Below are 23,603 nucleotides of genomic sequence, written 5' to 3'. Positions count from 1 at the left end.
GCATGTCCGCACCATCGTCTGCCATCCAGTCCACGCTGATCGAGAACCGCGTGTTTGAACCCAGCGCCGCCACGGTGGCGGCGGCCCGTGTGGGCGGCATGGCAGCCTACGAAACGCTGTGCGCCGAGGCCGACAAGGACCCGGAAGGTTTTTGGTCGCGCCTGGCGCGCGAAAACCTGAGCTGGCACAAGCCATTCACCAAGACGCTGGACGAGTCCAACGCGCCTTTCTACAAGTGGTTTGACGACGGCGAACTGAACGCTTCTTACAACTGCCTCGACCGCCACATGGGCACGCCGGTCGAGAACAAGACCGCCATCATCTTCGAAGCCGACGGCGGTGAGGTCACCCAGGTCACCTACAAGGAACTGCTGGGCAAGGTCTCGCAGTTCGCCAATGCGCTCAAGGCCAAAGGCGTGAAGAAGGGTGACCGTGTGGTCATCTACATGCCCATGACCATCGAAGGTGTGGTGGCCATGCAGGCCTGCGCCCGCATCGGTGCCACCCACAGCGTGGTGTTCGGTGGCTTCTCGGCCAAGGCCTTGCAGGAACGTATCCAGGACGCCGGTGCCGTGGCCGTGATCACCGCCAACTACCAGCTGCGCGGCGGCAAGGAACTGCCGCTCAAGGCCATCGTGGACGAGGGCATCGCCCTGGGTGGCTGCGAGTGTGTGAAAGACGTGATCGTGTTCCAGCGCACGCCCACCGCTTGCAACATGGTGGCCGGCCGCGACAGCCTGATGCACGAGGTGATGGCGGGCCAGTCCACCGACTGCCCGGCCGAAATGGTGGGTGCCGAACACCCGCTGTTTGTGCTCTACACCTCGGGCTCCACCGGCAAGCCCAAGGGCGTGCAGCACAGCACCGGCGGCTACCTGTTGTGGGCCAAGCTGACCATGGACTGGACCTTCGATCTGAAGCCCAACGACATTTTCTGGTGCACCGCCGACATCGGCTGGATCACCGGCCACAGCTACGTGGCCTACGGCCCGCTGGCCGCTGGCGCCACGCAGATCGTGTTCGAAGGTGTGCCCACGTTCCCGAACGCAGGCCGTTTCTGGCAGATGATCGAGCGCCACAAGTGCACCATCTTCTACACCGCGCCCACGGCCATCCGCTCGCTGATCAAGGCCGCTGAAGGCGACGAAAAAGTGCACCCCGCGCGGTCCGACTTGAGCAGCCTGCGCCTGTTGGGCTCGGTGGGCGAACCCATCAACCCCGAAGCCTGGATGTGGTACTACAAACACGTGGGTGGCGAGCGTTGCCCGATCGTGGACACGTTCTGGCAGACCGAAACCGGTGGCCACATGATCACCCCGCTGCCGGGCGCCACGCCGCTGGTGCCGGGTTCGTGCACGCTGCCGCTGCCGGGCATTGCCGCCGCGATCGTCGACGAAGCCGGCCACGACATGCCCAACGGCTCGGGTGGCATCCTGGTCGTCAAGCGCCCCTGGCCGTCGATGATCCGCACCATCTGGGGTGACCCGGAGCGTTTCAAGAAGAGCTACTTCCCTGAGGAGCTCAAAGGGTTTTACCTGGCCGGCGACGGTGCTGTGCGCAGCGCCGACCGGGGCTACTTCCGGATCACCGGTCGCATCGACGACGTGCTCAACGTTTCGGGCCACCGCATGGGCACGATGGAAATCGAATCGGCTCTGGTGGCCAAAACCGATCTGGTGGCCGAAGCCGCTGTGGTGGGCCGTCCCGACGACCTGACCGGCGAGGCGATTGTGGCTTTTGTGGTGCTCAAGCGCCCGCGCCCCACGGGCGAAGAGGCCAAGGCCATCGCCAAGATCCTGCGCGACTGGGTGGGCAAAGAAATTGGCCCCATCGCCAAGCCCAAGGACATCCGCTTCGGTGACAACCTGCCCAAGACCCGCAGCGGCAAGATCATGCGCCGCCTGCTGCGTGGCATCGCCAAGGGCGAGGCCATCACGCAAGACACCTCCACCTTGGAGAACCCAGCGATTCTGGATCAGCTGTCCGAGAACAACTGATCGCCAACCTCCCAAGCAAAACGCCCGCAGCTGCGGGCGTTTTGTATGTTGGGTGGCACCTTGTTTATTTCAGGCCCAGGACCCAGTTTGCGAGTTGAATCGCCTCGGCCTGGTTGACCTGGGTGTTGGCTGGCATGGGCACCGCGCCCCAGGTGCCGGCGCCACCGGTCACGATCTTGGCGGCAAGTTTGGCTGCCGCATCGCCTTGACCGGCGTACCTTTTGGCGATGTCCTTGTAGGCCGGTCCCACCAACTTCTTGTCCACAGCGTGGCAGGCCACACACTGTTTGCTCTTGGCGAGCGCCTCGTTGGCCAGGGCGGGCGTTGCGGCCAGGCTGCCGAGCAACGCTATCGTCAAAATGTGTTTCATCGCGGTATCCTTCAGGTCATGGTGCGGTGTTTGCCGCCATTCTAGGAGTCGCCCCTTGCGCGGCGGTTCCTGGGCCAACTCAAATTTCCTGCGGGCGGTGCCCGAGACGATGGAGTCCATGATGTGGTTTTTGGCGTTGGGTCTGTTGTTGATGCTGCTCAAATGGCTTGAATTTGGCCCTGTGGCTGAGTGGGCCTGGTGGCAAACCATGGTTCCCCTGGGCTTGGCCATCGTGTGGTGGACATGGGCCGACTTTTCGGGCTACACCAAACGCAAACGCATGGAAAAAGACGCCAAGCGCCACGATGACCGCATCCAGCGGCTGCGGAAAAACCTGGGGCAGATCCAGCGGCCCAAGTGAGCCGTGCTGGGCAAAAAAAGGCCGCCGAGCCCACGTGGGGCTGGCGGCCTGTGTCTGGACCGGTGCCGCAGATCAGTAGTCGTCCAGCACAGCGCCCTTGCTGGCGCTTGATGCGTTGAACGCGAACTTGGCCTGCACACCACGCGTGTAGCGCGGTGCGGGGGCTGTCCAGCCTTCGCGGCGTTTGGCCAGTTCGGCTTCGCTCACGTTGAGTTCCAGCACCAGCTTGTGCGCGTCGATGGTGATGCTGTCGCCTTCGTTGACGAAGGCGATGGTGCCACCGGCCGCCGCCTCGGGTGCCACGTGGCCCACCACCATGCCCCAGGTGCCGCCCGAGAAACGGCCATCGGTGATGAGGCCGACACTCTCACCCAGGCCGGCACCGATGAGCGCACCGGTGGGGGCCAGCATCTCGGGCATGCCGGGGCCACCCTTGGGGCCCAGGTAGCGCAGCACCATCACGTCGCCGGCTTTGATTTTGCCGGCCAGGATGGCGGCCAGGGCCGATTGTTCATCGTCGAACACGCGAGCGGGGCCGGTGATGACCGGGTTCTTCAGGCCGGTGATCTTGGCCACGGCGCCCTCGGGGCTGAGGTTGCCCTTGAGGATGGCCAGGTGGCCTTGTGCGTACATGGGGTTGCTGATGGGGCGGATCACGTCCTGGTCGGCACGTGGCTGGTCGGGCACGTCCTTGAGGACTTCGGCGATGGTCTGGCCGGTGATGGTGATGCAGTCGCCGTGCAGCAGGCCGGCGTTGAGCAACAGCTTCATGACCTGCGGGATGCCGCCGGCGCGGTGCAGGTCCACCGCCAGGTACTGGCCGCTGGGCTTGAGGTCGCACAACACGGGGGTGCGTTGGCGGATGCGCTCGAAGTCGTCGATGGTCCATTCCACACCGGCGGCGTGGGCGATGGCCAGGAAGTGCAGCACCGCGTTGGTGGAGCCGCCGGCGGCCATGATCACGGCCACCGCGTTCTCGATGGCCTTTTTGGTGACGATGTCGCGCGGCTTGATGTCTTTCTTGATGGCCTCGATCAGCACCTTGGCCGACTCCTTGGCCGAGTTCATCTTTTCGTCGTGCGGGTTGGCCATGGTGGAGGAGTAAGGCAGGGAGATGCCCAGGGCCTCGAAGGCGGAAGACATGGTGTTAGCGGTGTACATGCCGCCGCACGAGCCGGTGCCGGGAATGGCGCGTTTTTCGATCTCGTGGAGGTCAAAGTCGCTGAGCTTGCCGGCCGCGTTTTCACCCACGGCTTCGAACACGCTGACGATGTTCAGGTCTTTGCCCTTGTACGAGCCGGGCAGGATGGTGCCGCCGTACACGTAGATGGCGGGCACGTTGGCGCGCAGCATGCCCATCAGGCCGCCGGGCATGTTCTTGTCGCAGCCACCCACCACCAGCACGCCGTCCATCCACTGGCCGCCCACGCAGGTTTCAATGCAGTCGCTGATGACTTCGCGGCTGACCAGCGAGTACTTCATGCCCTCGGTGCCCATGGCCATGCCGTCCGAAATGGTGGGCGTGCCAAACACCTGGGCGTTGCCGCCGGCTTCCTCGATGCCGGCAATCGCCGCATCGGCCAGCTTCTGCAGGCCTGAGTTGCAAGGCGTGATGGTGCTGTGGCCGTTGGCCACACCCACCATGGGTTTCTTGAAGTCGCCTTCCTCGTAGCCCATGGCGTAGTACATGGAACGGTTGGGCGCGCGCGACTTGCCTTCGGTGATGTTGGCGCTGCGGCGGTTGATCTGGATGGGTTTGGTTTCCATGGCGGGCTCTGAAGTGTGGGGGACGGTGTAACGAAAGGCGACATTTTGCGCTCTGCCTGTGATTGATTCCAATCCATTTTGCAGGGCTTATTGATATGCTTGGTGTATGAGTGAGGCGACGATAGACCTGCGCGTGTGGCGCCAATTTGTGGTGCTGGCCGAAGAGCTGCACTTCGGCCGCGCGGCCGCGCGGCTGCACATGACCCAGCCGCCTCTGACCCAGGCCATCGCGCAGCTGGAGGCCGTGCTGGGTGTGCGCGTGTTCGACCGCAGCCGCCGCCACGTGGCCCTGAGCCCGGCGGGCGAGGCCTTGCTGCCCGAGGCGCGTGAGCTGTTGGCCCGCGCGCAGCGTTTGCCTGGGGTGGCGCAGGCGGCAGCGGCCGGGGAGGTCGGCCGTCTGCGGCTGGCTTTTGTGTCGCCTGTGGGCTTTGAGTTGCTGCCGCATTGGGTGCGTGGTTTTCGCGCCCACTCGCCCGGCGTGGCCCTGGACCTCATCGAAGCCACGGGCGACGTGCAGTTGGCTGCCCTGGAGCGGGGCGAAATCGATGCCGGCGTGCTGCTGCATTCGCCTGGTTTTGTGCCCGCCAGCCTGGCCTCGCTGCCGGTGGCCGAAGAACCCCTGGTGCTGGCCATCCCTGCCGCGCACCCGCTGGCCAGTACCCGCCGCCTGAGCGCACCTCAGGTGCTGGCGCAGCCGCTGGTGCTGTTCCCACGCCGCATACTGCCGTCCATCTTCGACGCGCTGTTTGCGCTTTACCACGCGCATGGCCAGTCGCCCCAGGTGGCACAGGAGGCGATCCAGATGCAGACCATCGTCAACCTGGTGGCGGCCGGCATCGGCGTGGCCTGGGTGCCGCGCAGCGTCACCCGCTTCGAGCGCAGCGGTGTGGTCTACCGCGAATGGGCGCAGGCCGGCGTGCCCCGCTGCGAAACCCGGCTGGTGTGGGCGCAGGGCCAGCCGCGCCCGGCGCTGGCGCGCTTCGTGGGCTTTGTGCGTGAACAGGCACAATCGCCGCCATGTTGATGCACCCTCAGATCGATCCGGTGGCCCTGCAACTGGGCCCGCTGGCCATCCATTGGTATGGCCTGACCTACCTGGCCGCGTTCGGCCTGTTCATGTGGCTGGGCACGCGCCGCCTGCAACACCCGCCGTTTGTGTCCTTGCCGCAATGGGCGCGGCGTGACGTGGAGGACATCCTGTTCCTGGGCGTGTTGGGCGTGGTGCTGGGCGGGCGCATCGGTTATTGCCTGTTCTACAAGCCGGCCTACTACCTCGCCAACCCGCTGGAAATCCTGGCCGTGTGGCAAGGCGGCATGAGCTTTCACGGCGGGCTGCTGGGTGTGTTGCTGGCCATGGTGTGGTTTGCCCGCACGCGCCAGCGGCCCTGGCTGCAGGTGATGGACTTCGTGGCGCCCTGTGTGCCCACCGGCCTGGCGGCCGGGCGGGTGGGCAACTTCATCAACGGCGAACTGTGGGGCCGTGTGGCCGATCCGTCGCTGCCCTGGGCCATGGTGTTCCGCGGTGCGGGTGATCTGCCGCGCCACCCCTCGCAGGTCTACCAGTTCCTGCTGGAAGGCGTGTTGTTGTTTGTGTTGCTGTGGCTGTACGCGCGCGGCCCGCGCAAAACCGGCCAGGTCAGCGCGGCCTTTCTGGTGGGCTACGGCAGCTTCCGCTTCATTGCGGAATTCTTCCGCGAGCCCGATGCCCACCTGGGCCTGCTCGGGCTGGGTCTGAGCATGGGCCAATGGCTGTGTGTGCCCATGGTTCTGGCGGGCTTGGTCATGGGCGTGTGGGCGTCGCGCAGAGGCTGAATCTGACAACTCGCCGCGCCTCTTGATCGCCGCCCACTTTTCTCCCGAACCCCGTCAGGGCCGTTGACCAGGGCGCCGCCTCAGTGGGCGGCCCAACGCCGCCAACAGCTTGCTTGACAAAGCAAAGCAGGTCGTTTGTAATTTTGCGTAATTACAGAAAATTATGGCCATCTCAAGCCCCACCACTGCCCCTTTGTCGCTGCACGAAGACGTGGCAGTGCGGTTGCGCGAGCTGATCTACAGCGGTGAGCTGCCCCCGGGGGCGTTTGTGGACGAGCCCGCGCTGTGCGAGCGTCTGGCCATTTCGCGCACGCCGCTGCGCGAGGCACTCAAGGTGCTCACCGCCGAAGGCCTGATGCGCCACGAGCCGCGCCGGGGCTGTTTCGTCAACCAGGTGACGGAACGCGACTTGGACGAGATTTTTCCGGTCATCGCCTTGTTGGAAGGGCGGTGTGCGTTTGAGGCCGCGTCGCGCGTGAACGATGCCGACCTCCGGGTGCTGGACGGGATGCACCAACGCCTGCGCGATTGCGCCGCCGCTGGCCAGATCGCCGCCTACTACGAGGCCAACCACGTCATCCACGAGGCCATCATCCAGCTCGCCGACAACCGCTGGCTGGCGCAGGTGATCGCCGATCTGCGCAAGATATTGCGCCTGTCGCGCCAGCAGTCGCTGCAGGTGCCGGGGCGGCTGGAGCAAAGCCTGTCTGAGCACATGGCGGTTTTTGCCGCGCTGCAGGCGCGCGACAACAGCGGTGCCGAGGCGGCCATGCGCACCCACTTGCTGCGCCAGCGCGAGGCGCTGCGTGAACTCTCGCGCCAACAACCCCGGAGCCTGATGCCATGAACACCACCACCGACTGGATTGGCCGGCGGGTCTCCAGCCTGTTGCCCGGCAAGGGCAAAGCGGCCACTGCGCCGGCCGCGAGCACGCCCGCCGGTGCCAGCCCACCGCCCACGCCGGGCCGTGGCAAGCCCGCCGCGCGTTCCACCCGTGAGCGCCTGGCCGCCACCTTGCGCCAGGGCGACGAGGCCATGTCACCGCGCATGCTGCGACGCACGCTGGAGGAGCTGCGCGCCATCATCGATCCGCGCGTGAGCGAGGTGGAAGGCGGGCGCCGTGCCGAGGCCATGGCCCAGCTGTACCTGGGGGCCACACCCGAACGCCGGCGCGACCTGTGGCTGCTGATGAGCGAGATGTTCGTGGCCGACCCCAAAAAAACGGCCGACGCACAGTCCCGCTACGCGGCGGCGCTGGGCACACCCGACGAGGCCGCTGCCGAAGTGCACTACCGCCGTGCCACGGTGTCGCCCCGCCGACGCTTGTTGCAGCGCTTCAGCGTCTACCCCGGGGGGGTGGTGTTTCTGGTGGAGATGCGGGCCGAGATGCAGCCCCACCTCAAGGGCGACAAACGCCTGCTCGCGCTGGACGTGGAGATGGAGTACATGTTCTCCACCTGGTTCGATGTGGGTTTTCTGGAACTCAAGCGCATCAGCTGGGAATCGCCCGCTTCGCTGATTGAAAAGCTGATCCAGTACGAGGCGGTGCACGACATCCGCAGCTGGGCCGACGTGAAGAACCGCCTGGACAGCGACCGCCGCTGCTACGGCTTTTTCCACCCGCGTTTGCCGGGCGTCCCGCTGATTTTTGTGGAGGTGGCGTTGGTGGATGCCATTGCCAGCGACATCGAGCCTTTGCTGGACGAATCGGCGGCGGCGGCCGATCTGAAGAAAGCCACCACCGCCATTTTTTACTCCATCAGCAACACCCAGGTGGGTTTGCGTGGGGTGAGTTTTGGTGACTCGCTGATCAAAAACGTGGTGGACACGCTCAAGCAGGAATTCCCCCAGCTCAAGACCTTTGCCACGCTCTCGCCCATCCCGGGTTTCCGTGCCTGGCTGGGCCGCCAGATCGGGGCCGAGCTGGCGGCGCTGGGCGACAAGCCGCGTGCCGAGCTGGGCCGCGCCGTGGGCTTTGAGCCACCCGCCGCCGAACACGTGTTGGGCGCACTCGACAAACCGCTGGCGCTGGACGCCAAGTCGCCATTGCGCCGCTTTCTGATGGGGGCTGCCGCGCGCTACCTGGGCACGCAGTGGCAAGAGGGCAAGCCGCTGGACCCGGTGGCGCGTTTCCACCTGGGCAACGGCGCCCGCGTGGAACGGCTCAACTGGGCCGGCGACCCGTCGGCCAAAGGCCTCAAGCAGTCTTACGGCCTGATGGTGAACTACCTCTACGATCTCAAGCGGCTGGACCGCCACCGTGCCCAGCTGGCGCAAGGGCGCATCCCGATGTCCAGCGAGGTCGAGGACTTGTTGAAAGCCTGAACCGTTTTTTCACCCGCCGGGGTGTTCCCGGCCATCACAACGACGGAGACAAACCATGAACCCTTCCATCAATCGCCGCGCGCTGCTGCGCCACGCCTCTGCCCTGGCCGGAGCCAGTGCCGGCCTGGGTGTGCTGGGCGCCTTCGGGCATGCCCACGCGCAGTCCACCTGGCCCAGCAAACCGGTCAACCTGGTGGTGCCTTTCCCGGCCGGCGGCGGCACCGACGCGTTTGCGCGTCCGCTGTCGGCGCAGTTCGCCAAACTCACCGGGCGGCAACTGATTGTGGACAACCGAGGCGGCGCTGGCGGCACGCTGGGCGCGGGCATCGCGGCCAAGGCGCCGGCCGATGGCTACACCCTTTTCATGGGTGCGGTGCACCACGCCATCGCGCCGTCCATGTACCCCAAGCTCGACTACGACATCGAGAAAGATTTCGTGCCCATCGCCCTGGTGGCGAACGTGCCGCAGGTGGTCGTGGTCAACCCCAAGAACGTGCCCGTGGCCGACATGAAGGGCTTTCTGGAGCTGGTGCGCAAGAGTCCCGGCAAGTTCAACTACGGCTCGGCTGGCACGGGCACGTCGCACCACCTGGCGGGCGAGTTGTTCAAGCAGCAAAGCAAGACCTTCATCACCCACATTCCTTACACCGGCGCCGGCCCGGCGCTGCGCGACCTGGTGGGCGGGCAGGTGGATGTGATGTTCGACGGCCTGGGGTCGTCTGCCGCTCACATCAAGGGTGGGCGCGTCAAGGCGCTGATGGTGTCGGGCAACAAACGCAACCCGGCGTTTCCCGATGTGCCTTCGGCCGCCGAAGTGGGCCTGCCCGACTACACGGTGAGCACCTGGTACGGCATCTGGGCGCCCAAGGGCACACCGGCCGATGTGGTGGCCCGCATCGCCGAAGAAATCCGCCGCTGTGGCGCCAGCGATGAACTCAAGACCATCTGGGCCGGCAACGGCGCCGAATTCAGCACCATGACGCCCCCGCAGTTCGGGTCGTTTGTGGGCAACGAAGTCAAGCGCTGGGCCACGGTCGTCAAGGCCTCGGGCGCAAAGTTTGACTGATTCCTCCCTCACTTCACGGATATGAGCCAACACAACCTCTTCGCGGCCTTGCGGGCCGCTTTTCCCGCCGATCTGGACAGCACCGCCATCGAAACCGATGGGGGCCTGAGCTATTCGTGGCGTGACATCGACCGCGCCACCGCCATGGTGGCCAACCTGCTCGGATCGCTGGACATCCCGCCCGCTTCGCGCATCGCGGTGCAGGTGGAAAAGTCGGTGGAGGCGGTGGTGCTCTATCTGGCCACGCTGCGTGCCGGCCACGTGTTCCTGCCACTCAACACCGCCTACCAGAGCGCCGAGATCGACTACTTCGTCACCAACGCCGAACCGGCGGTGGTGGTGTGTTCGCCGGCGAACTTTGGCTGGGTGAGCAAGATCGCTTTCAAGGCGGGTACCCAACACGTGTTCACGCTGGGCGACGACCGCACCGGCAGCCTGCTGGAGCGCGCCGCCCATTGCAGTGACCAGCACACGGTGGTCGCGCGCGGGCCCGACGACCTGGCCGCCATCCTCTACACCAGCGGCACCACCGGGCGCAGCAAGGGGGCCATGCTGTCGCACGACAACCTGCTGTCCAACGCGCGTGTGCTCAAAACCTATTGGGGCTGGAAGCCGGGCGACGTGCTCATCCACGCGCTGCCCATCTTTCACGTGCACGGGCTGTTTGTGGCGCTGCACGGCGCCTTGCTCAACGGCAGCAAGATGTTGTGGATGGCCAAGTTCGACCCCAAGCAGGCCATTGCCTGGATGCGGCGGGCCACCGTGTTCATGGGGGTGCCCACGCTGTATGTGCGCATGTTGGGTGAGGCAGGACTCACGCGCGAGGCCACCGCCCACATGCGGCTGTTCATCTCAGGCTCGGCACCGCTGTTGATCGAGACCTTCAAGGCGTGGCAGGAGCGCACCGGCCACACCATTCTGGAGCGTTATGGCATGAGCGAAACCGCCATGCTCACCTCCAACCCCTACGCGGCCGATGCGCGTTTTGGTGGCCAGACCGAGCGCCGGGGCGGCACGGTGGGTTTCCCGCTGCCAGGCGTGGAGCTGCGTGTGTTGGGTGACGATGGCAAAGCCTTGCCGGTGGGTGAGATTGGCGGCATTCAGGTGCAGGGCCCGAACATCTTCAAGGGCTACTGGCGCATGCCCGAGAAGACGGCCGAGGAGTTCACCGACGACGGTTTCTTCAAGACCGGCGACGTGGGCAAGGTGGACGAGCGTGGCTACGTGACCATCGTGGGCCGCAGCAAAGACCTCATCATCAGCGGCGGCTACAACGTCTACCCGGCAGAAATCGAGGGCTACATCAATGACATGCCCGGCGTGGCCGAAAGTGCTTTGATCGGTGTGCCCCACCCGGACTTTGGGGAGGTGGGCGTGGCGGTGGTCATCCCCAAACCGGGCGCCAAGGTGGATGGCGATCAGATCGTCGCAGCCCTCAAAGCCCAACTGGCCAACTTCAAGATCCCCAAGCGCTGTTTTGTGGTGGCCGAACTGCCACGCAACACCATGGGCAAGGTGCAGAAAAACCTGCTGCGCGAACAGCACAAAGCCCTGTTCGCTTGAGCAAGATCCCAGACCGGAGCGCGTGTCCGATCCGGGAACGCGGCGGATCTGGCTCCGCCAGGCCGCTCGCGTTGCCCCCTGGGGGGTGACGCCGAAGGCGGCGCGGGGGGGTTATCGGAGCACGAGCACCGGAATGTGCGAGTGCGTCAGCACGTGGGTGGTCTCGCTGCCCAGCAGCAGCCGCTTGAGTCCTTTGCGACCGTGTGAGGCCATGATGATCAGGTCGCACTTGCTGCGCTTGGCGGCGGCAATGATGGCCTCGGCCACCAGGTCGGACTTGGCGGTGATGGCCTTGACCTTGACCTCGCGCTTCTGGCCAGCGGCCTTGACGGCGTTGACCACCTCCATGGCCTCGGCCTGCCACTGCGCCTCGATCTTGCTGATCTCGGCGGCAGCCAACGCCACCCCGCCTTCGAAGTAGGTTTGTGGGTAGCGGGGAATCACCTTCAAGGCCACCACCTCTGCGCCGGTGATGTCGGCCAGACCCAGGCCGTGTTCGACCGCCTTTTGCGAGAGTTTGGAGCCGTCGGTGGCCACCAGGATGCGCTTGTACATGGTTGTGTCCTCAGTCGTTGGGAAGGGCAGGCCGAGCCTGGACGAGAAAAAGATTAACACCATGGCAAAGTCGCGTGTTGACGTATGTCAAGCGTGATCAGGGTGAACTGGACTAAGCTTGCCCCCCATGTCAGACGCCGCCAGCACAAGCGCAGACTTGCCCCTGCATGACGGTGCCTCCCGCATCGGCGGCCCCGCCTTGCCCGTCGGTCAGCTGGATGTGACGGACGACTTCAGCGGGCTGGACGACCCAGAGGAGCAGCGCAGCTTCACCGAAGGCCCCGACACCAGCCGCAGTGGTGCGGCCGAGTCGCTGCTGGTGGTGCAGGGCATGTACTGCGCGGCCTGTGCCGACACGGTCGAAGCCGTGCTCAACGGCCAGCCCGGCGTGTTGCGTGCCGAGGTCAACGCCGCCAGCCGGCGCCTGCGCCTGCATTGGGACCCGGCCCAGATTCGCCTGTCGGAACTGGCGCAGGCGGTGGGCCGCAGCGGCTACCGCGTGTTGCCGCTATCGCAGGCGCTCAGCCTGGGGCAGCGTTTGGCCGAAACCCGCAAAGCCTTGTGGCGCCTGTTTGTGGCGGGCTTCTGCATGATGCAGGTGATGATGTACGCGTGGCCCGCCTACGTGAGCGAGCCGGGCGAGATACCGCCGGACATCGCCCAGCTGCTCAACTGGGGCAGCTGGATCGTCAGCGTGCCGGTGCTGTTGTTCGCCAGCGGTCCGTTCCTGGGTGGGGCTTGGCGCGATCTCAAACAGGGCAGGGTGGGCATGGATACACCGGTGTCGGTGGGCATTCTGGTCACGTTTTTTGTCAGCACGGCAGCCACACTGGAGCCCACCGGCCCGTGGGGTTCCGAGGTGTGGTTCGATTCGCTGACCATGTTCGTGTTTTTTCTGCTCGGCGGTCGCTACCTGGAACTGAAGGCGCGCGACCGCACGGCCGGTGCGCTGGATGCCCTGGTCAGCCGCCTGCCCGAAACCTGCGAACGCGAACTGGCCGATGGCCGCTGGGAGCAGGTGGCGGTGCGCCGCTTGCGTCAAAACGATGTAGTGCGCATCCCGGTGGGCCAGGCTTTCCCGGGCGACGGCGTGCTGCTTGATCCTTTCGCCAGCGTGGACGAAGCCTTGCTGACCGGCGAGGCGCGCCCGGTGCGCCGTGTTGAAGGCGATGCGCTGGTGGCGGGCAGCTTCAATTTGGCCGGTCCGGTCCGCGTGCGCCTCACGGCGGTGGGTGCCGATACCCGTTTTGCCCAAATTGTGGCCTTGATGGAGCGCGCTGCGACCGAAAAACCGCGTCTGGCGGTGCTGGCCGATCGCATCGCGGCGCCGTTTCTGATGTTGGTGTTGCTGGCCGCCGCTTTTTCCGCCTGGTACTGGTGGGACACCGATGCGCACCGCGCCATGGCCACCGCCGTGGCGGTGTTGATCGTGACCTGCCCTTGCGCCTTGTCGCTGGCCACGCCAGCGGCCATGTTGGCCTCGGCCGGTGCATTGGCGCGCAAGGGCGTGCTGGTGCGGCGCCTGCAGGCGTTTGAGGCGCTGGACGGTGTGGATGTGGTGGTGTTCGACAAGACCGGCACCCTCACCGACGACCAGGCCCGGTTGACGGCCGTGTTCGCCCGCCCCGGCGTCGCGCGCGAGCAGGCGCTGGCGTGGGCGCGACCGCTGGCGGCGGCCTCGCGCCACCCGGTGTCGCGCGCCATTGCCGGTGCTGCGGTTGAGCACGCGCAAGTCGCGGGCACGGTCACCGAACTCGCCGGGCAGGGTTTGTTGTGGCAGCGCTCTGACGGCAGCGAACTGCGCCTGGGGTCTGCCCGCTTTTGTGGACTGGATGAGCAGGTGCTGGCGGCACATGGCGTGCCGGCGCCCGAGGCGCCACATGCCCACCTGACCGATGCCCAGGGCTGGCTGGCCACGTTTGTGCTTGACGAATCGCTGCGCCCCGACGCCGCCGCCACGGTGGCGCGGTTGCAGGCCAGTGGCGTACAAACGTGGCTGATCTCGGGCGACCACGAGGCGGCGGCTTGGCGCATTGCGCGGGCGGTGGGCATCACCCACGTGGTGGCCGGCGCCAGCCCCGAACAAAAGCTGGCCGAACTGCTGGCGCTTCAGGCCCAAGGTCACAAAGTCGCCATGGTGGGCGATGGCCTCAACGACGGCCCGGTGCTGGCGCGTGCCAACGCCTCCATGGCGCTGGGCCACGCCCTGCCGCTGGCGCAGGCGCAGTCGGACTTGGTGTTGCAGGGGGGGCGCCTGGCAGATGTGGCCGACGCGCTGGTCCAATCACGCGCCACCATGCGCATCGTGCGCCAGAACCTGGTGTGGGCTGGCGTCTACAACGCCGTGTGTGTGCCGCTGGCGCTGTTGGGCTGGATGCCCCCCTGGCTGGCGGGGCTGGGCATGGCCGCCAGCTCCTTGTTTGTGATTGCCAACGCTTTGCGGCTGTCCCGCCGTGGTGAGGCCGCAACACCGGTCGCTGCGGCGCCCATGCCTGCCCCGGTGGTCGGCTGATCTGGAGCCCTATCCCCATGGACGTTCTTTACCTGTTGATTCCGCTCTCCGTGGTGCTGGTGCTGGGCATCATTGCCCTGTTCTGGTGGGCCTTGCACAGTGGCCAGTTCGACCACGTGGAGCGCGAGGGCGAGCGCATTCTGGATGGCGATTGACCTAGGTCAATCCCTGATATGTATCTGCCGGTGACACTCGGCGCAGGATTATTGAGAGGAGTTTCTGTATGTCTGTGAACTCGAAGACCGCCCAAGCGGCGGTCTACAACGACAAGGTGGTCAGGCAATTTGCCATCATGACCATCGTCTGGGGCGTCGTCGGCATGTTGGTGGGCGTCATCATTGCCGCCCAGCTCACGTGGCCGGAGCTGAACCTGGGCATTTCCTGGTTGAGCTACGGTCGTTTGCGCCCGTTGCACACCAACGCCGTGATTTTTGCCTTCGGTGGCAGCGGCCTGTTCGCCACCAGCTACTACGTGGTGCAACGCACCTGCCAGACGCGGCTGATTTCCGACAAACTTGCCGCCTTCACCTTCTGGGGCTGGACGGGGGTGATCGTGCTGGCCGCTGTGTCTCTGCCGCTGGGCTACACCCAAGGCAAGGAATACGCTGAACTGATTTGGCCCATCGACCTGCTGATTGCGGTGGTCTGGGTGTCGTATGCCATCGTGTTCTTCGGCACCATCGGCATCCGCAAGGTGCGCCACATCTACGTGGCCAACTGGTTCTTCGGCGCCTTCATCATCGCCGTGGCCTTGTTGCACATTTTCAACAACATCCAGTTGCCCACCGGTCTGCTGCACTCCTACTCGGTCTACGCCGGTGTGCAGGATGCCATGGTGCAGTGGTGGTACGGCCACAACGCGGTGGGCTTTTTCCTCACCGCCGGCTTCCTGGGCATGATGTATTACTTCATCCCCAAGCAGGCCGAGCGCCCCGTTTACAGCTACCGCCTGTCCATCGTCCACTTCTGGGCGCTGATCTTCACCTACATGTGGGCTGGCCCACACCACCTGCACTACACCGCGCTGCCCGACTGGGCGCAGTCCATCGGCATGGTCTTCTCGCTCATCCTGCTGGCCCCCAGCTGGGGCGGCATGATCAACGGCATCATGACCCTGTCGGGCGCCTGGCACAAACTGCGCGACGACCCCATCCTGCGCTTCCTGATCGTGTCCCTGTCGTTCTACGGCATGTCCACCTTCGAAGGCCCGATGATGTCGATCAAGACCGTCAACGCCTTGAGCCACTACACCGATTGGACCGTGGGCCACGTGCACTCCGGCGCGCTGGGCTGGGTGGGTCTGGTGACCATGGGGTCGATGTACTACCTGATTCCGCGCCTGTTTGGCCAGAAGAAGATGTACTCGGTGCCCGCCATCGAACTGCACTTCTGGGTCGCCACTATCGGCATCGTGCTCTACATCGCCGCCATGTGGATTGCCGGTGTGATGCAGGGCCTGATGTGGCGCTCGGTCAACGCCGACGGCAGCCTGACCTACACCTTCGTCGAGTCGGTCAAGGCCACCTTCCCGTTCTACGTCATCCGTTTGTTGGGTGGCCTGCTCTACCTGGGCGGCATGCTGGTCATGGCCTGGAACGTCTGGAAGACGGCCAGCGCCGGTCTCAAAGCCGGTGGCGTGCCCGAGGTGCGTATTCCCGCCGTCAACCCCGCACACGCTTGAGGACCTGACCATGGCTGACAAAGAAATCAAGGGTTTCACCCACGAGCGGATCGAAACCAACAACTTCCTGATGATCGTGCTCATCACCTTGGTGGTGGCCGTGGGTGGTCTGGTGGAAATCGTGCCGCTGTTCTTCCAGAAGTCCACCACACAGGCGGTGGAAGGCCTCAAGCCCTACACCGCGCTGCAGATTGCCGGGCGCGACATTTATGTGCGTGAGGGTTGCTACAACTGCCACTCGCAGATGATCCGCCCCTTCCACGCCGAGACGCTGCGTTATGGCCCCTATTCGGTGGCCGGCGAGTTTGTGTACGACCGCCCGTTCCAGTGGGGTTCCAAGCGCACCGGCCCTGACCTGGCCCGTGTGGGTGGTCGCTACAACGACGAGTGGCACCGCATCCACCTGAACAACCCGCGCGACCTGGTGCCCGAGTCCAACATGCCCGCTTACCCGTGGCTGGAGAAGGCCCCCGTGGGTGGTGCCGATCTGCCCAAGCGCATGGCCGTGCTGCGCACACTGGGCGCGCCCTACACCGACGAGGAAATTGCCAGCTCGGTCGAGTCGGTCAAGGGCAAAACCGAAATGGACGCCCTGGTGGCCTATCTGCAGGTGCTGGGCACCGCTGTCAAGTAAGGGGTCGGCGCCATGGACATCAACGACTTCCGCAGCGCGGTCACCGTTCTGAGCCTGCTGCTGTTTGTGGGCATCGTGGCGTGGGCCTGGTCGCGTCGCAACCAGGCCGACTTCGAAGCCGCCGCCCAGCTCCCGTTCGAAGATGAGCAGGACCGCTGAGCCGCGCAACGCACAAGGAAAAACATCATGAGCGACTTCACAAGCGAATTCTGGCACCTGTATGTGGCCGGGCTGACCGTGGTCAGCATCATTGCCTGTCTGATCCTGTTGTGGATCTCGGGCACCACCAAGGTCAACGCCAGCAGCGACAACACCACCGGCCACGTTTGGGACGAAGACCTGCGTGAAATGAACAACCCGCTGCCCCGGTGGTGGATTTACCTGTTCATCCTCACCTGCGTCTTTGGTTTTGTGTACGCGGCGCTGTACCCCACCCTGGGCAAATTCCAGGGCACGCTGAACTGGTCGTCCGCCGGGCAGCACACCGATGAGGTGAAAAAGGCGGTCGATTCGACGGCGCCCTTGTACGCCAAGTTCAATGGCCAGCCGCCCGAGCAGTTGGCGGGTGACGCCCAGGCCATGGCCGTGGGGGAGCGCCTGTTCATGAACAACTGCGCCCAGTGCCACGGCTCTGACGCACGCGGCAGCAAGGGCTTTCCCAACCTCGCCGATGCCGACTGGCTGTGGGGCGGTGCGCCCGACGCGATCAAGACCACCCTCAACGAAGGCCGCCAGGGCGTCATGCCGCCCATGGCCGCTGCGGTGGGTTCGGCCGAAGACGTGCGCAACCTGGCCCAGTATGTGTTGAGCCTCTCGGGCAGCCCGCACGACTCCATCCAGGCGTCGCTGGGCAAGTCCAAGTTCGGAGCCTGCGCCGCCTGCCACGGCATGGACGGCAAGGGCAACACCGCCATGGGCGCACCCAACCTGACCGACGCCGTGTGGCTGCATGGCTGGGGTGCAGACGCCATCATCAAGATGGTCAACGAAGGCAAGCACAACGTGATGCCGGCACAAAAGGGCAAGCTCAGCGATGAGCAGATCCACGTGCTGACGGCCTATGTGTGGGGCCTGTCCAACAAGCCCGCCGCCAAGTAACCCGGCCCCCCGAGTGGAGCGCCCCAACGGGGCGCTCCCCCAGAAAGCAGACGTTCCCGTGATCTCCAGCAACAGCAACAGCAAGGTCATCCCCATCACGCCGGTGGCACCCGACGGTGCGGACGAGGTGATGGTGTCCCTGTACGAAAAGAGCAAGAAGATTTATCCGCGCTCGGTGCAGGGCTTGTTCGTCAAATGGCGTTGGGCGGTGGTGTGGTTGACGCAGCTGGTTTTTTACGGGCTGCCGTGGCTGGAGTGGAACGCGCGTCAAGCGGTGCTCTTCGATCTGGAAGCGCGCCGTTTCTTCATTTTTGGTCTGGTGCTGTACCCGCAGGACTTCATTTACCTCACCGGTCTGCTGGTCATTTCGGCACTGGCCTTGTTCCTGTTCACGGCGGTGGCGGGGCGGTTGTGGTGTGGCTACGCCTGCCCACAAACCGTTTACACCGAGATATTCCTCTGGTTTGAGCGCAAGGTTGAAGGTGACCGCTCGGCCCGCATCCGGCTGGACGAGTCGCCCCTGTCGGCCCAGAAGCTGGGCAAAAAATCGCTCAAACACGGCATCTGGATTCTCTTTGCGCTGTGGACCGGTTTCACTTTTGTGGGCTACTTCACGCCCATCCGCGAACTCAGTGCGCTGACCCTGGCCGGCACCTTGGGCCCCTGGCAGACGTTCTGGGTGTTCTTCTATGGTTTTGCCACCTACGGCAACGCCGGTTTCATGCGCGAGCAGGTGTGCAAGTACATGTGCCCCTATGCGCGTTTCCAGAGCGCCATGTTCGACAAGGACACGCTCATCGTCACCTACGACGAAAAGCGCGGCGAGCCGCGTGGCCCGCGCTCCAAAAAGGCCGATCCCCAGGCGCTGGGTCTGGGGTCGTGTGTGGACTGCACCCTGTGTGTGCAGGTGTGCCCCACGGGCATCGACATCCGCAAAGGCCTGCAGTACGAGTGCATCGGCTGCGCGGCCTGCATCGACGTGTGCGACGACGTGATGGACAAGGTGGGCTACCCACGGGGCCTCATCCGCTATTCCACCCAGAACGCGGTGGCCAATGGCTGGACGCAAGCCGAAATCATCAAACGTGCGGTGCGCCCGCGTGTGCTGGTGTACACCGCCATCCTGGGCCTGATCTGTGTGGCCGTGGGCGTGAGCCTGTTCCTGCGCACGCCGCTGAAGGTGGACGTGATCCGTGACCGTGGCGCGCTGGCGCGCCTGGTGGAGCAGGGCCGCATTGAAAACGTGTACCGCCTGCAAGTGATGAACGCCACCGAATCGACCCAGTCTTACCAGTTGGCCGTGAGCGGCCTGGAGGGGGTCACGATCGCTTCCGAGACCAGCATTGAAGTGCGCTCGACCGAAGTGCGTTCTGTGGCCGTGCGTGTGCAGGTGCCGCCGGGCGTGGCGCCGGGCTCTCACCCCATCCATTTCGATGTCCGCTCCACAGGGGCCGATGTGGCCCAGGTGAGCGAAAAAGCCGTGTTCCTGGTGCCACGTTGAACCTGCCCGTTTAGAAAGACCCCCATGACAACTGCCCAAGCCCTCAAGAACCCGCCCGTGGCCCGAGCCTGGTGGCGTGAGCCCTATGTCTGGCTGGTGATCGGCGGCCCGGCCGTGGTGGTGGTGGCCGGTATTGCCACCGCCATCATTGCCATGACCAACCCCGACCCCGTGCTTGACCGCAGCGCGCCGCAGACCCGCACGGCGTCACCCGACGAAGCCTTCAAGCTGGCGCCCGCTGGTCAGGCACGCAACCACGCCACCACCGCCACGGTGCCCGTGAAGCCCTGAGCCCCGGGGCCAGACCGACAAACAACAAGGAGACTGCGATGCGCCTGCAACGCCTGATGTGGATTGCGTGGCCGGCCTTTCTGGTGGCCGGCGTGCTGGAGATGGTGGTCTTTGCGATGGTCGATCCGGACGACCTGCACCGCATGGGCGGCGGCGAGCTGGGCTGGTCGCGCCAGGCGGTGTACACCGTGAGCTTTTTCTTCTTCTGGGGTGCGACCATGGCGTCCAGCGCGCTCACCACGTTGTTGGCCATGTCACCTTTCGAGGTGAACCGCTGCCCCGTGCCGCCCGAAGAGCGCCCCGCCGACTGCGCGCGCGAGGGCAACTGCTGCTGAGTTGATCAGTTGCAGACCTGGGGGTTCACGATGCGCTTGAGCGCTTCCGTGTCGAGGATCTTCACGTAACGCTGCTTGACCTCTATGACGCCGTCCTCGACGAATTTCGAGAAGGTGCGGCTCACGGTCTCCAGCTTCATGCCCAGGTAGCTGCCGATTTCCTCGCGCGTCATGCGCAGGATCAGCTCGGACTGCGAGAAACCCCGCGCGTGCAGGCGCTGCACCAGGTTGAGCAGAAAAGCGGCCAGGCGTTCCTCGGCGCGCATGCTGCCCAGCAGCAGCATCACCCCGTGGTCGCGCACGATCTCGCGGCTCATGATCTTGTGCACGTGGTGCTGCAAGGTGTTGAACTCGCGTGAAAGCGTCTCCAGCTGGTCGAAGGGCATGACGCAGACTTCGGCGTCTTCCAGCGCGATGGCGTCGCAAGAGTGCTGGTCGGACACGATGCCGTCCAGGCCGATGATCTCGCCCGTCATCTGGAAGCCCGTCACCTGGTCGCGCCCATCGGCGGTGGTGATACAGGTCTTGAAGAAACCCGAGCGAACGGCGTAGAGCGAGGTGAAGCGGTCACCCGTGTTGAACAGGGCCGTGCCACGTTTGATGCGTTTGCGGGTAGAGATCACGTGGTCCAGCTTGTTCATCTCGTCGTGGCTCAGGCCCATGGGCAGGCAGAGTTCACGCAAGTTGCAACTGGAGCAGGCGACCTTGATGCTGTGTGCGTCCATGGTGCGATTGTCAGGTGTTTCCCCATGTTAGCGGAAAACATCATTCACATTTGGAGGGGGTTGACCCAGATCAAGGGCAGAAAGCCCCGTGTCAGGCACAGTTCCTCCCACATTGGAGATGCCCCGACATGCACGTGATTGACGAACAACTGCTGCGCCGCTTTGACGTGCCTGGGCCGCGCTACACCTCGTACCCGACGGCCGACCGTTTTGTGGAAGCCTTTGGCGAGGCCGATTACATCCAGGCCTTGGAGCAGCGCCGCGCCGGCTCGCTGGCCTTGCCGCTGTCGCTGTACATCCACGTGCCTTTTTGCGAGTCGGTGTGCTACTACTGCGCCTGCAACAAGGTCATCACCAAACACCACAGCAAATCGGCCGAGTACCTGCGCTACCTGGCGCGTGAGCTGGACCTGCACGTGCAGCACTTTGGCCGTGGCCACCACGTGTCGCAACTGCACATCGGCGGCGGCACGCCCACCTTCTTGAGCGACGCGGAACTGAGTGACCTCATGCACACCGTGCGCCGCCATTTCAACCTCGTACCGGGGGGCGAATACTCCATCGAGGTCGACCCCCGCACCGTGACCGAGCAGCGCCTGGAGCACCTGCACCAACTGGGTTTCAACCGCCTGAGTTTCGGCGTGCAGGACTTCGACCCCGCCGTGCAGAAAGCGGTGCACCGCGTACAGCCCGCCGAACAGGTGTTTGCGCTGGTGGCGGCCGCCCGCCGCATCGGCTTCGAGTCGGTCAACGTCGATCTGATCTACGGCCTGCCGCTGCAAACCCCCGAGTCGTTCGCGCGCACTTTGAGCCAGGTGGCCCAGTTGCGCCCCGACCGCATCGCCCTTTACGCCTACGCCCATTTGCCGGCGCGCTTCAAGCCGCAACGCCGCATCGTGGCGGCCGAACTGCCTGCGCCCGCCGACAAGCTGTCCATGCTGTCGCAATCGCTCGACGCCTTCAGCGAGGCCGGTTATGTGTACGTGGGCATGGACCACTTCGCCCTGCCCAACGACGCCTTGGCCGTGGCCAAGCGACAGGGCCGGCTGCACCGCAACTTCCAGGGCTACAGCACCCAGCCCGACTGCGACCTGATCGCGCTCGGCGTGTCGGCCATCGGCCGCGTGGGCGCCACTTACAGCCAGAACGCCAAGACGCTCGACGAGTACTACGACGCCCTCGACCAGGGCCGCCTGCCCATCGTGCGTGGCATGGCGCTCACGCGCGATGATCTGGTGCGCCGCACCGCCATCATGGCGCTGATGTGCCAGGGCCGGTTGCTGTTTGAGTCCATCGAACTGGGTCACCTGCTCGACTTCCGAAGCTACTTCGCGCGCGAACTGGAGCAACTGCAGGATTTCGAAGCCCAGGGGCTGGTGACCATAGACGACCAGTGCATCGAAGTGACCGAAGCTGGCTGGTACCTGGTGCGCGCCATCGCCATGGTGTTCGACAAACACCTGCGCGTGGACCAGGACCGCGCCCGCTTCTCGAAAATCATCTGAGGCCGCAGCGCTGCCGTGGTGGACAGCCTATTTCCCATCCCCGCGCACCACGGCGTCGAGCCGCCGCACCAGCCCTTCCATGGCCTCGGCCGGCACCTGGGCGTAGCCCAGCAGAAAGCCCCGCCAGGGCTGGGCGCGCAGGCCCACTGCGTGCAAGCTGAGCGCCGGAGCCACGATGCCCTGCTGATCCAGCAGGCGCGCGCTCAACGCCACGTCGTCCGCGCGGTCGTCGTGCAGGCGCAGCGCTAGGTGCATGCCCGCCGAGCCGCCGTAAACGGTGGCCACGTCGCCCAGCCGCCGGGTGAGGGCGGCCGTGAGCGCATCGCGGCGTTCGCGGTACAGGCGGCGCATGCGCCGCAGGTGCAGGCTGAACTGCCCGCTGTGGATGAATTCGGCGAGCGCCAGCTGGTCGGCCGCGCGCCCGCGTGGCGCGGTGCGGTCCAGCATCGCGGCCAACGCAGGCGCCAAGGTGGCGGGCACCACCATGAAGCCCATGCGCAGCGCGGGGAACAGCGTCTTACTGAAGGTGCCCAGGTAGACCACGGGCGCGTCCGCCGCCAGCCCTTGCAGGCAGGCCAGGGCCGGGCCGTCGTGGCGGAACTCGCTGTCGTAGTCGTCCTCGATCACCAGCGCGCCCGCCTGGCGCGCGCCCTCGATCAGGGCCAGGCGCCGTGCCAGGCTCATGACGCTGCCCACGGGGTACTGGTGCGAGGGCGTGGCGTAGATCAGCCGGGGGCGCTGGCGCTGCCAGTCGCCGGCGGTGGGGGCCATGCCCTCGGCATCCACCACGATGCCTATGGTCCGGAGCTGCGCCGCGCGGAACGCCGCCACCGCGCCCTGGTAGCCGGGGTTTTCCACCCACACCTTGTCGCCCGCGTCGGCGAAGGCGCGGGCGCACAGGTCCAGGCTGGCCTGGGTGCCGTCGGTCACGAACACCTGGGCCGCGTCCACGAGCGCCCCCCGCGCCACGCGCAGGTGGTTGGCGATGGCTTCGCGCAGCAGGGGTTCGCCCGCCGGGTCGGCGTAGTTGAGCTGGGCGGGCCGCAGCGCGCGCCACGCGCGGTCCAGCATGCGCCGCCACAGCGTGAGCGGGAAGTCATCGAGCGCGGGCACGCCCGGCGCGAAGGCCACCGAGGCGGGGGAGCCGGGCAGCAGCGACATGCCGCGCACCCGCCGCGACAGGCCGGAGGGCTCGGCGGCCGTGGACGTGCGCCAGGGCGCGGCGGGCGCGAACGAGGTGGCCAGGGGCGCCACCACACTGCCGCGCCGGCTGGCCAGGATGAAGCCTTCCGTGGCCAACTGCTCGTAGGCGTAGAGCACGGTGTTGCGTGCTACGCCCAGCTCGCCCGCCAGCGTGCGGCTGGCGGGCAAGCGCGTGCCGCTGGCCAGCAGCCCGGTGCGCACGCCGTGGCGCAGGCAGGCGTGCAGCTGGCGCTGCTGCGACCAGCTGGCGTGGGCGGGCTGCGCGCGAAAGGCGGAAAAAAGGAGTTGGTAGTCCATTTGAG

23 protein-coding genes are annotated in these 23,603 nt (G+C 65.5%); 18 read left to right on the top strand and 5 right to left on the bottom strand.

Going from position 1 to position 23,603, the window contains the following annotated elements; all coding sequences use genetic code 11:
* Positions 1 to 2 precede the first annotated feature (2 nt).
* Complete coding sequence (gene acs, locus ACFQU0_RS05475; RefSeq protein WP_382199120.1) at positions 3 to 1,997, top strand: acetate--CoA ligase; 1,995 nt, start codon at positions 3 to 5, stop codon at positions 1,995 to 1,997.
* Positions 1,998 to 2,061: 64 nt separating this feature from the next.
* Here acs and ACFQU0_RS05470 read toward each other — a convergent pair whose 3' ends face one another.
* The gene (locus ACFQU0_RS05470) at positions 2,062 to 2,367 is read right to left on the bottom strand and encodes a c-type cytochrome (protein WP_382199332.1); all 306 of its coding nucleotides are present in this window, start codon (positions 2,365 to 2,367) and stop codon (positions 2,062 to 2,064) included.
* 118 nt (positions 2,368 to 2,485) lie between these two features.
* On the opposite strand from ACFQU0_RS05470, the gene ACFQU0_RS05465 reads away from it, so the two are divergent.
* Entirely contained in the window at positions 2,486 to 2,728 is a 243-nt protein-coding gene (locus ACFQU0_RS05465; RefSeq protein ID WP_382199119.1) for a TIGR04438 family Trp-rich protein, read from the top strand.
* A 72-nt stretch (positions 2,729 to 2,800) separates the two neighbouring features.
* Here the strand turns inward: ACFQU0_RS05465 and ilvD are convergent, their stop codons facing one another.
* Positions 2,801 to 4,495 carry a dihydroxy-acid dehydratase gene (ilvD, locus tag ACFQU0_RS05460; protein WP_382199117.1) on the bottom strand — a complete coding sequence of 565 codons (1,695 nt, stop codon included), beginning with the start codon at positions 4,493 to 4,495 and terminating at the stop codon, positions 2,801 to 2,803.
* A gap of 106 nt (positions 4,496 to 4,601) precedes the next feature.
* Here ilvD and ACFQU0_RS05455 point away from each other — a divergent pair, with 106 nt between their 5' ends.
* The 6 genes from ACFQU0_RS05455 (at position 4,602) to ACFQU0_RS05430 (ending at position 11,261) form a co-directional block, all read left to right on the top strand.
* Entirely contained in the window at positions 4,602 to 5,519 is a 918-nt protein-coding gene (locus ACFQU0_RS05455; protein ID WP_382199116.1) for a LysR family transcriptional regulator, read from the top strand.
* Positions 5,513 to 6,307 (top strand): prolipoprotein diacylglyceryl transferase, encoded by a 795-nt coding sequence (gene lgt, locus ACFQU0_RS05450; RefSeq protein ID WP_382199115.1) that lies wholly within the window; start codon positions 5,513 to 5,515, stop codon positions 6,305 to 6,307. Before ACFQU0_RS05455 ends, lgt begins: the two co-directional genes overlap by 7 nt.
* A gap of 163 nt (positions 6,308 to 6,470) precedes the next feature.
* On the top strand, positions 6,471 to 7,154 hold the full coding sequence (locus ACFQU0_RS05445; protein WP_382199114.1) for a GntR family transcriptional regulator: 684 nt from the start codon (positions 6,471 to 6,473) through the stop codon (positions 7,152 to 7,154).
* The gene (locus tag ACFQU0_RS05440; protein WP_382199113.1) at positions 7,151 to 8,632 is read left to right on the top strand and encodes a malonyl-CoA decarboxylase; all 1,482 of its coding nucleotides are present in this window, start codon (positions 7,151 to 7,153) and stop codon (positions 8,630 to 8,632) included. Before ACFQU0_RS05445 ends, ACFQU0_RS05440 begins: the two co-directional genes overlap by 4 nt.
* A gap of 55 nt (positions 8,633 to 8,687) precedes the next feature.
* The gene (locus ACFQU0_RS05435; RefSeq protein WP_382199112.1) at positions 8,688 to 9,698 is read left to right on the top strand and encodes a Bug family tripartite tricarboxylate transporter substrate binding protein; all 1,011 of its coding nucleotides are present in this window, start codon (positions 8,688 to 8,690) and stop codon (positions 9,696 to 9,698) included.
* A gap of 21 nt (positions 9,699 to 9,719) precedes the next feature.
* A complete protein-coding gene (locus ACFQU0_RS05430; RefSeq protein ID WP_382199111.1) occupies positions 9,720 to 11,261 on the top strand; it encodes a malonate--CoA ligase in 1,542 nt (513 codons plus the stop codon).
* 111 nt (positions 11,262 to 11,372) lie between these two features.
* Here ACFQU0_RS05430 and ACFQU0_RS05425 read toward each other — a convergent pair whose 3' ends face one another.
* Positions 11,373 to 11,816, bottom strand: coding sequence for a universal stress protein (locus tag ACFQU0_RS05425; RefSeq protein ID WP_382199110.1), 444 nt, complete (start codon positions 11,814 to 11,816; stop codon positions 11,373 to 11,375).
* Between the two features lie 127 nt (positions 11,817 to 11,943).
* Between ACFQU0_RS05425 and ACFQU0_RS05420 the strand changes: the two genes are divergently transcribed.
* From ACFQU0_RS05420 to ACFQU0_RS05380, 9 genes are all read left to right on the top strand, one after another.
* Positions 11,944 to 14,328 (top strand): heavy metal translocating P-type ATPase, encoded by a 2,385-nt coding sequence (locus ACFQU0_RS05420; protein WP_382199109.1) that lies wholly within the window; start codon positions 11,944 to 11,946, stop codon positions 14,326 to 14,328.
* Positions 14,329 to 14,345: 17 nt separating this feature from the next.
* A complete protein-coding gene (gene ccoS / locus ACFQU0_RS05415; RefSeq protein WP_382199108.1) occupies positions 14,346 to 14,483 on the top strand; it encodes a cbb3-type cytochrome oxidase assembly protein CcoS in 138 nt (45 codons plus the stop codon).
* A gap of 68 nt (positions 14,484 to 14,551) precedes the next feature.
* Positions 14,552 to 16,009 (top strand): cytochrome-c oxidase, cbb3-type subunit I, encoded by a 1,458-nt coding sequence (ccoN, locus tag ACFQU0_RS05410; RefSeq protein WP_382199106.1) that lies wholly within the window; start codon positions 14,552 to 14,554, stop codon positions 16,007 to 16,009.
* Between the two features lie 10 nt (positions 16,010 to 16,019).
* Complete coding sequence (gene ccoO / locus ACFQU0_RS05405) at positions 16,020 to 16,643, top strand: cytochrome-c oxidase, cbb3-type subunit II (RefSeq protein WP_382199105.1); 624 nt, start codon at positions 16,020 to 16,022, stop codon at positions 16,641 to 16,643.
* A 12-nt stretch (positions 16,644 to 16,655) separates the two neighbouring features.
* Complete coding sequence (locus tag ACFQU0_RS05400) at positions 16,656 to 16,802, top strand: cbb3-type cytochrome oxidase subunit 3 (protein WP_382199104.1); 147 nt, start codon at positions 16,656 to 16,658, stop codon at positions 16,800 to 16,802.
* A 27-nt stretch (positions 16,803 to 16,829) separates the two neighbouring features.
* Positions 16,830 to 17,741 carry a cytochrome-c oxidase, cbb3-type subunit III gene (gene ccoP / locus ACFQU0_RS05395; protein WP_382199103.1) on the top strand — a complete coding sequence of 304 codons (912 nt, stop codon included), beginning with the start codon at positions 16,830 to 16,832 and terminating at the stop codon, positions 17,739 to 17,741.
* A gap of 130 nt (positions 17,742 to 17,871) precedes the next feature.
* Positions 17,872 to 19,242: a cytochrome c oxidase accessory protein CcoG gene (gene ccoG / locus ACFQU0_RS05390; protein WP_382199331.1), complete on the top strand. Its 1,371-nt coding sequence runs from the start codon at positions 17,872 to 17,874 to the stop codon at positions 19,240 to 19,242.
* A 24-nt stretch (positions 19,243 to 19,266) separates the two neighbouring features.
* Positions 19,267 to 19,533, top strand: coding sequence for a nitrogen fixation protein FixH (locus ACFQU0_RS05385; RefSeq protein WP_382199102.1), 267 nt, complete (start codon positions 19,267 to 19,269; stop codon positions 19,531 to 19,533).
* A 38-nt stretch (positions 19,534 to 19,571) separates the two neighbouring features.
* Positions 19,572 to 19,868, top strand: a complete 297-nt coding sequence (locus tag ACFQU0_RS05380) for a hypothetical protein (RefSeq protein WP_382199101.1) — start codon at positions 19,572 to 19,574, stop codon at positions 19,866 to 19,868.
* A 5-nt stretch (positions 19,869 to 19,873) separates the two neighbouring features.
* On the opposite strand, the gene fnr is transcribed toward ACFQU0_RS05380, so the two are convergent.
* A complete protein-coding gene (gene fnr / locus ACFQU0_RS05375; RefSeq protein WP_382199100.1) occupies positions 19,874 to 20,593 on the bottom strand; it encodes a fumarate/nitrate reduction transcriptional regulator Fnr in 720 nt (239 codons plus the stop codon).
* A 128-nt stretch (positions 20,594 to 20,721) separates the two neighbouring features.
* Here fnr and hemN point away from each other — a divergent pair, with 128 nt between their 5' ends.
* The gene (hemN, locus tag ACFQU0_RS05370; protein WP_382199099.1) at positions 20,722 to 22,098 is read left to right on the top strand and encodes an oxygen-independent coproporphyrinogen III oxidase; all 1,377 of its coding nucleotides are present in this window, start codon (positions 20,722 to 20,724) and stop codon (positions 22,096 to 22,098) included.
* A gap of 27 nt (positions 22,099 to 22,125) precedes the next feature.
* Here hemN and pdxR read toward each other — a convergent pair whose 3' ends face one another.
* Positions 22,126 to 23,598: a MocR-like pyridoxine biosynthesis transcription factor PdxR gene (gene pdxR / locus ACFQU0_RS05365; RefSeq protein ID WP_382199098.1), complete on the bottom strand. Its 1,473-nt coding sequence runs from the start codon at positions 23,596 to 23,598 to the stop codon at positions 22,126 to 22,128.
* Positions 23,599 to 23,603 lie beyond the last annotated feature (5 nt).

The sequence above is a fragment of the Hydrogenophaga defluvii genome, from assembly GCF_042665235.1.
GTDB lineage: Bacteria > Pseudomonadota > Gammaproteobacteria > Burkholderiales > Burkholderiaceae_C > Hydrogenophaga > Hydrogenophaga defluvii_A.
The sequence above is the reverse complement of the archived record's forward strand: the minus strand, read 5'-3'. Positions and strand labels throughout refer to the sequence as shown.

Coding starts and splice junctions, on each gene's coding strand:
- acs (WP_382199120.1), top strand. CDS start 3: ATGTCCGCACCATCGTCTGCCATCCAGTCCACGCTGATCGAGAACCGC.
- ACFQU0_RS05470 (WP_382199332.1), bottom strand. CDS start 2,367: ATGAAACACATTTTGACGATAGCGTTGCTCGGCAGCCTGGCCGCAACG.
- ACFQU0_RS05465 (WP_382199119.1), top strand. CDS start 2,486: ATGATGTGGTTTTTGGCGTTGGGTCTGTTGTTGATGCTGCTCAAATGG.
- ilvD (WP_382199117.1), bottom strand. CDS start 4,495: ATGGAAACCAAACCCATCCAGATCAACCGCCGCAGCGCCAACATCACC.
- ACFQU0_RS05455 (WP_382199116.1), top strand. CDS start 4,602: ATGAGTGAGGCGACGATAGACCTGCGCGTGTGGCGCCAATTTGTGGTG.
- lgt (WP_382199115.1), top strand. CDS start 5,513: ATGTTGATGCACCCTCAGATCGATCCGGTGGCCCTGCAACTGGGCCCG.
- ACFQU0_RS05445 (WP_382199114.1), top strand. CDS start 6,471: ATGGCCATCTCAAGCCCCACCACTGCCCCTTTGTCGCTGCACGAAGAC.
- ACFQU0_RS05440 (WP_382199113.1), top strand. CDS start 7,151: ATGAACACCACCACCGACTGGATTGGCCGGCGGGTCTCCAGCCTGTTG.
- ACFQU0_RS05435 (WP_382199112.1), top strand. CDS start 8,688: ATGAACCCTTCCATCAATCGCCGCGCGCTGCTGCGCCACGCCTCTGCC.
- ACFQU0_RS05430 (WP_382199111.1), top strand. CDS start 9,720: ATGAGCCAACACAACCTCTTCGCGGCCTTGCGGGCCGCTTTTCCCGCC.
- ACFQU0_RS05425 (WP_382199110.1), bottom strand. CDS start 11,816: ATGTACAAGCGCATCCTGGTGGCCACCGACGGCTCCAAACTCTCGCAA.
- ACFQU0_RS05420 (WP_382199109.1), top strand. CDS start 11,944: ATGTCAGACGCCGCCAGCACAAGCGCAGACTTGCCCCTGCATGACGGT.
- ccoS (WP_382199108.1), top strand. CDS start 14,346: ATGGACGTTCTTTACCTGTTGATTCCGCTCTCCGTGGTGCTGGTGCTG.
- ccoN (WP_382199106.1), top strand. CDS start 14,552: ATGTCTGTGAACTCGAAGACCGCCCAAGCGGCGGTCTACAACGACAAG.
- ccoO (WP_382199105.1), top strand. CDS start 16,020: ATGGCTGACAAAGAAATCAAGGGTTTCACCCACGAGCGGATCGAAACC.
- ACFQU0_RS05400 (WP_382199104.1), top strand. CDS start 16,656: ATGGACATCAACGACTTCCGCAGCGCGGTCACCGTTCTGAGCCTGCTG.
- ccoP (WP_382199103.1), top strand. CDS start 16,830: ATGAGCGACTTCACAAGCGAATTCTGGCACCTGTATGTGGCCGGGCTG.
- ccoG (WP_382199331.1), top strand. CDS start 17,872: ATGGTGTCCCTGTACGAAAAGAGCAAGAAGATTTATCCGCGCTCGGTG.
- ACFQU0_RS05385 (WP_382199102.1), top strand. CDS start 19,267: ATGACAACTGCCCAAGCCCTCAAGAACCCGCCCGTGGCCCGAGCCTGG.
- ACFQU0_RS05380 (WP_382199101.1), top strand. CDS start 19,572: ATGCGCCTGCAACGCCTGATGTGGATTGCGTGGCCGGCCTTTCTGGTG.
- fnr (WP_382199100.1), bottom strand. CDS start 20,593: ATGGACGCACACAGCATCAAGGTCGCCTGCTCCAGTTGCAACTTGCGT.
- hemN (WP_382199099.1), top strand. CDS start 20,722: ATGCACGTGATTGACGAACAACTGCTGCGCCGCTTTGACGTGCCTGGG.
- pdxR (WP_382199098.1), bottom strand. CDS start 23,598: ATGGACTACCAACTCCTTTTTTCCGCCTTTCGCGCGCAGCCCGCCCAC.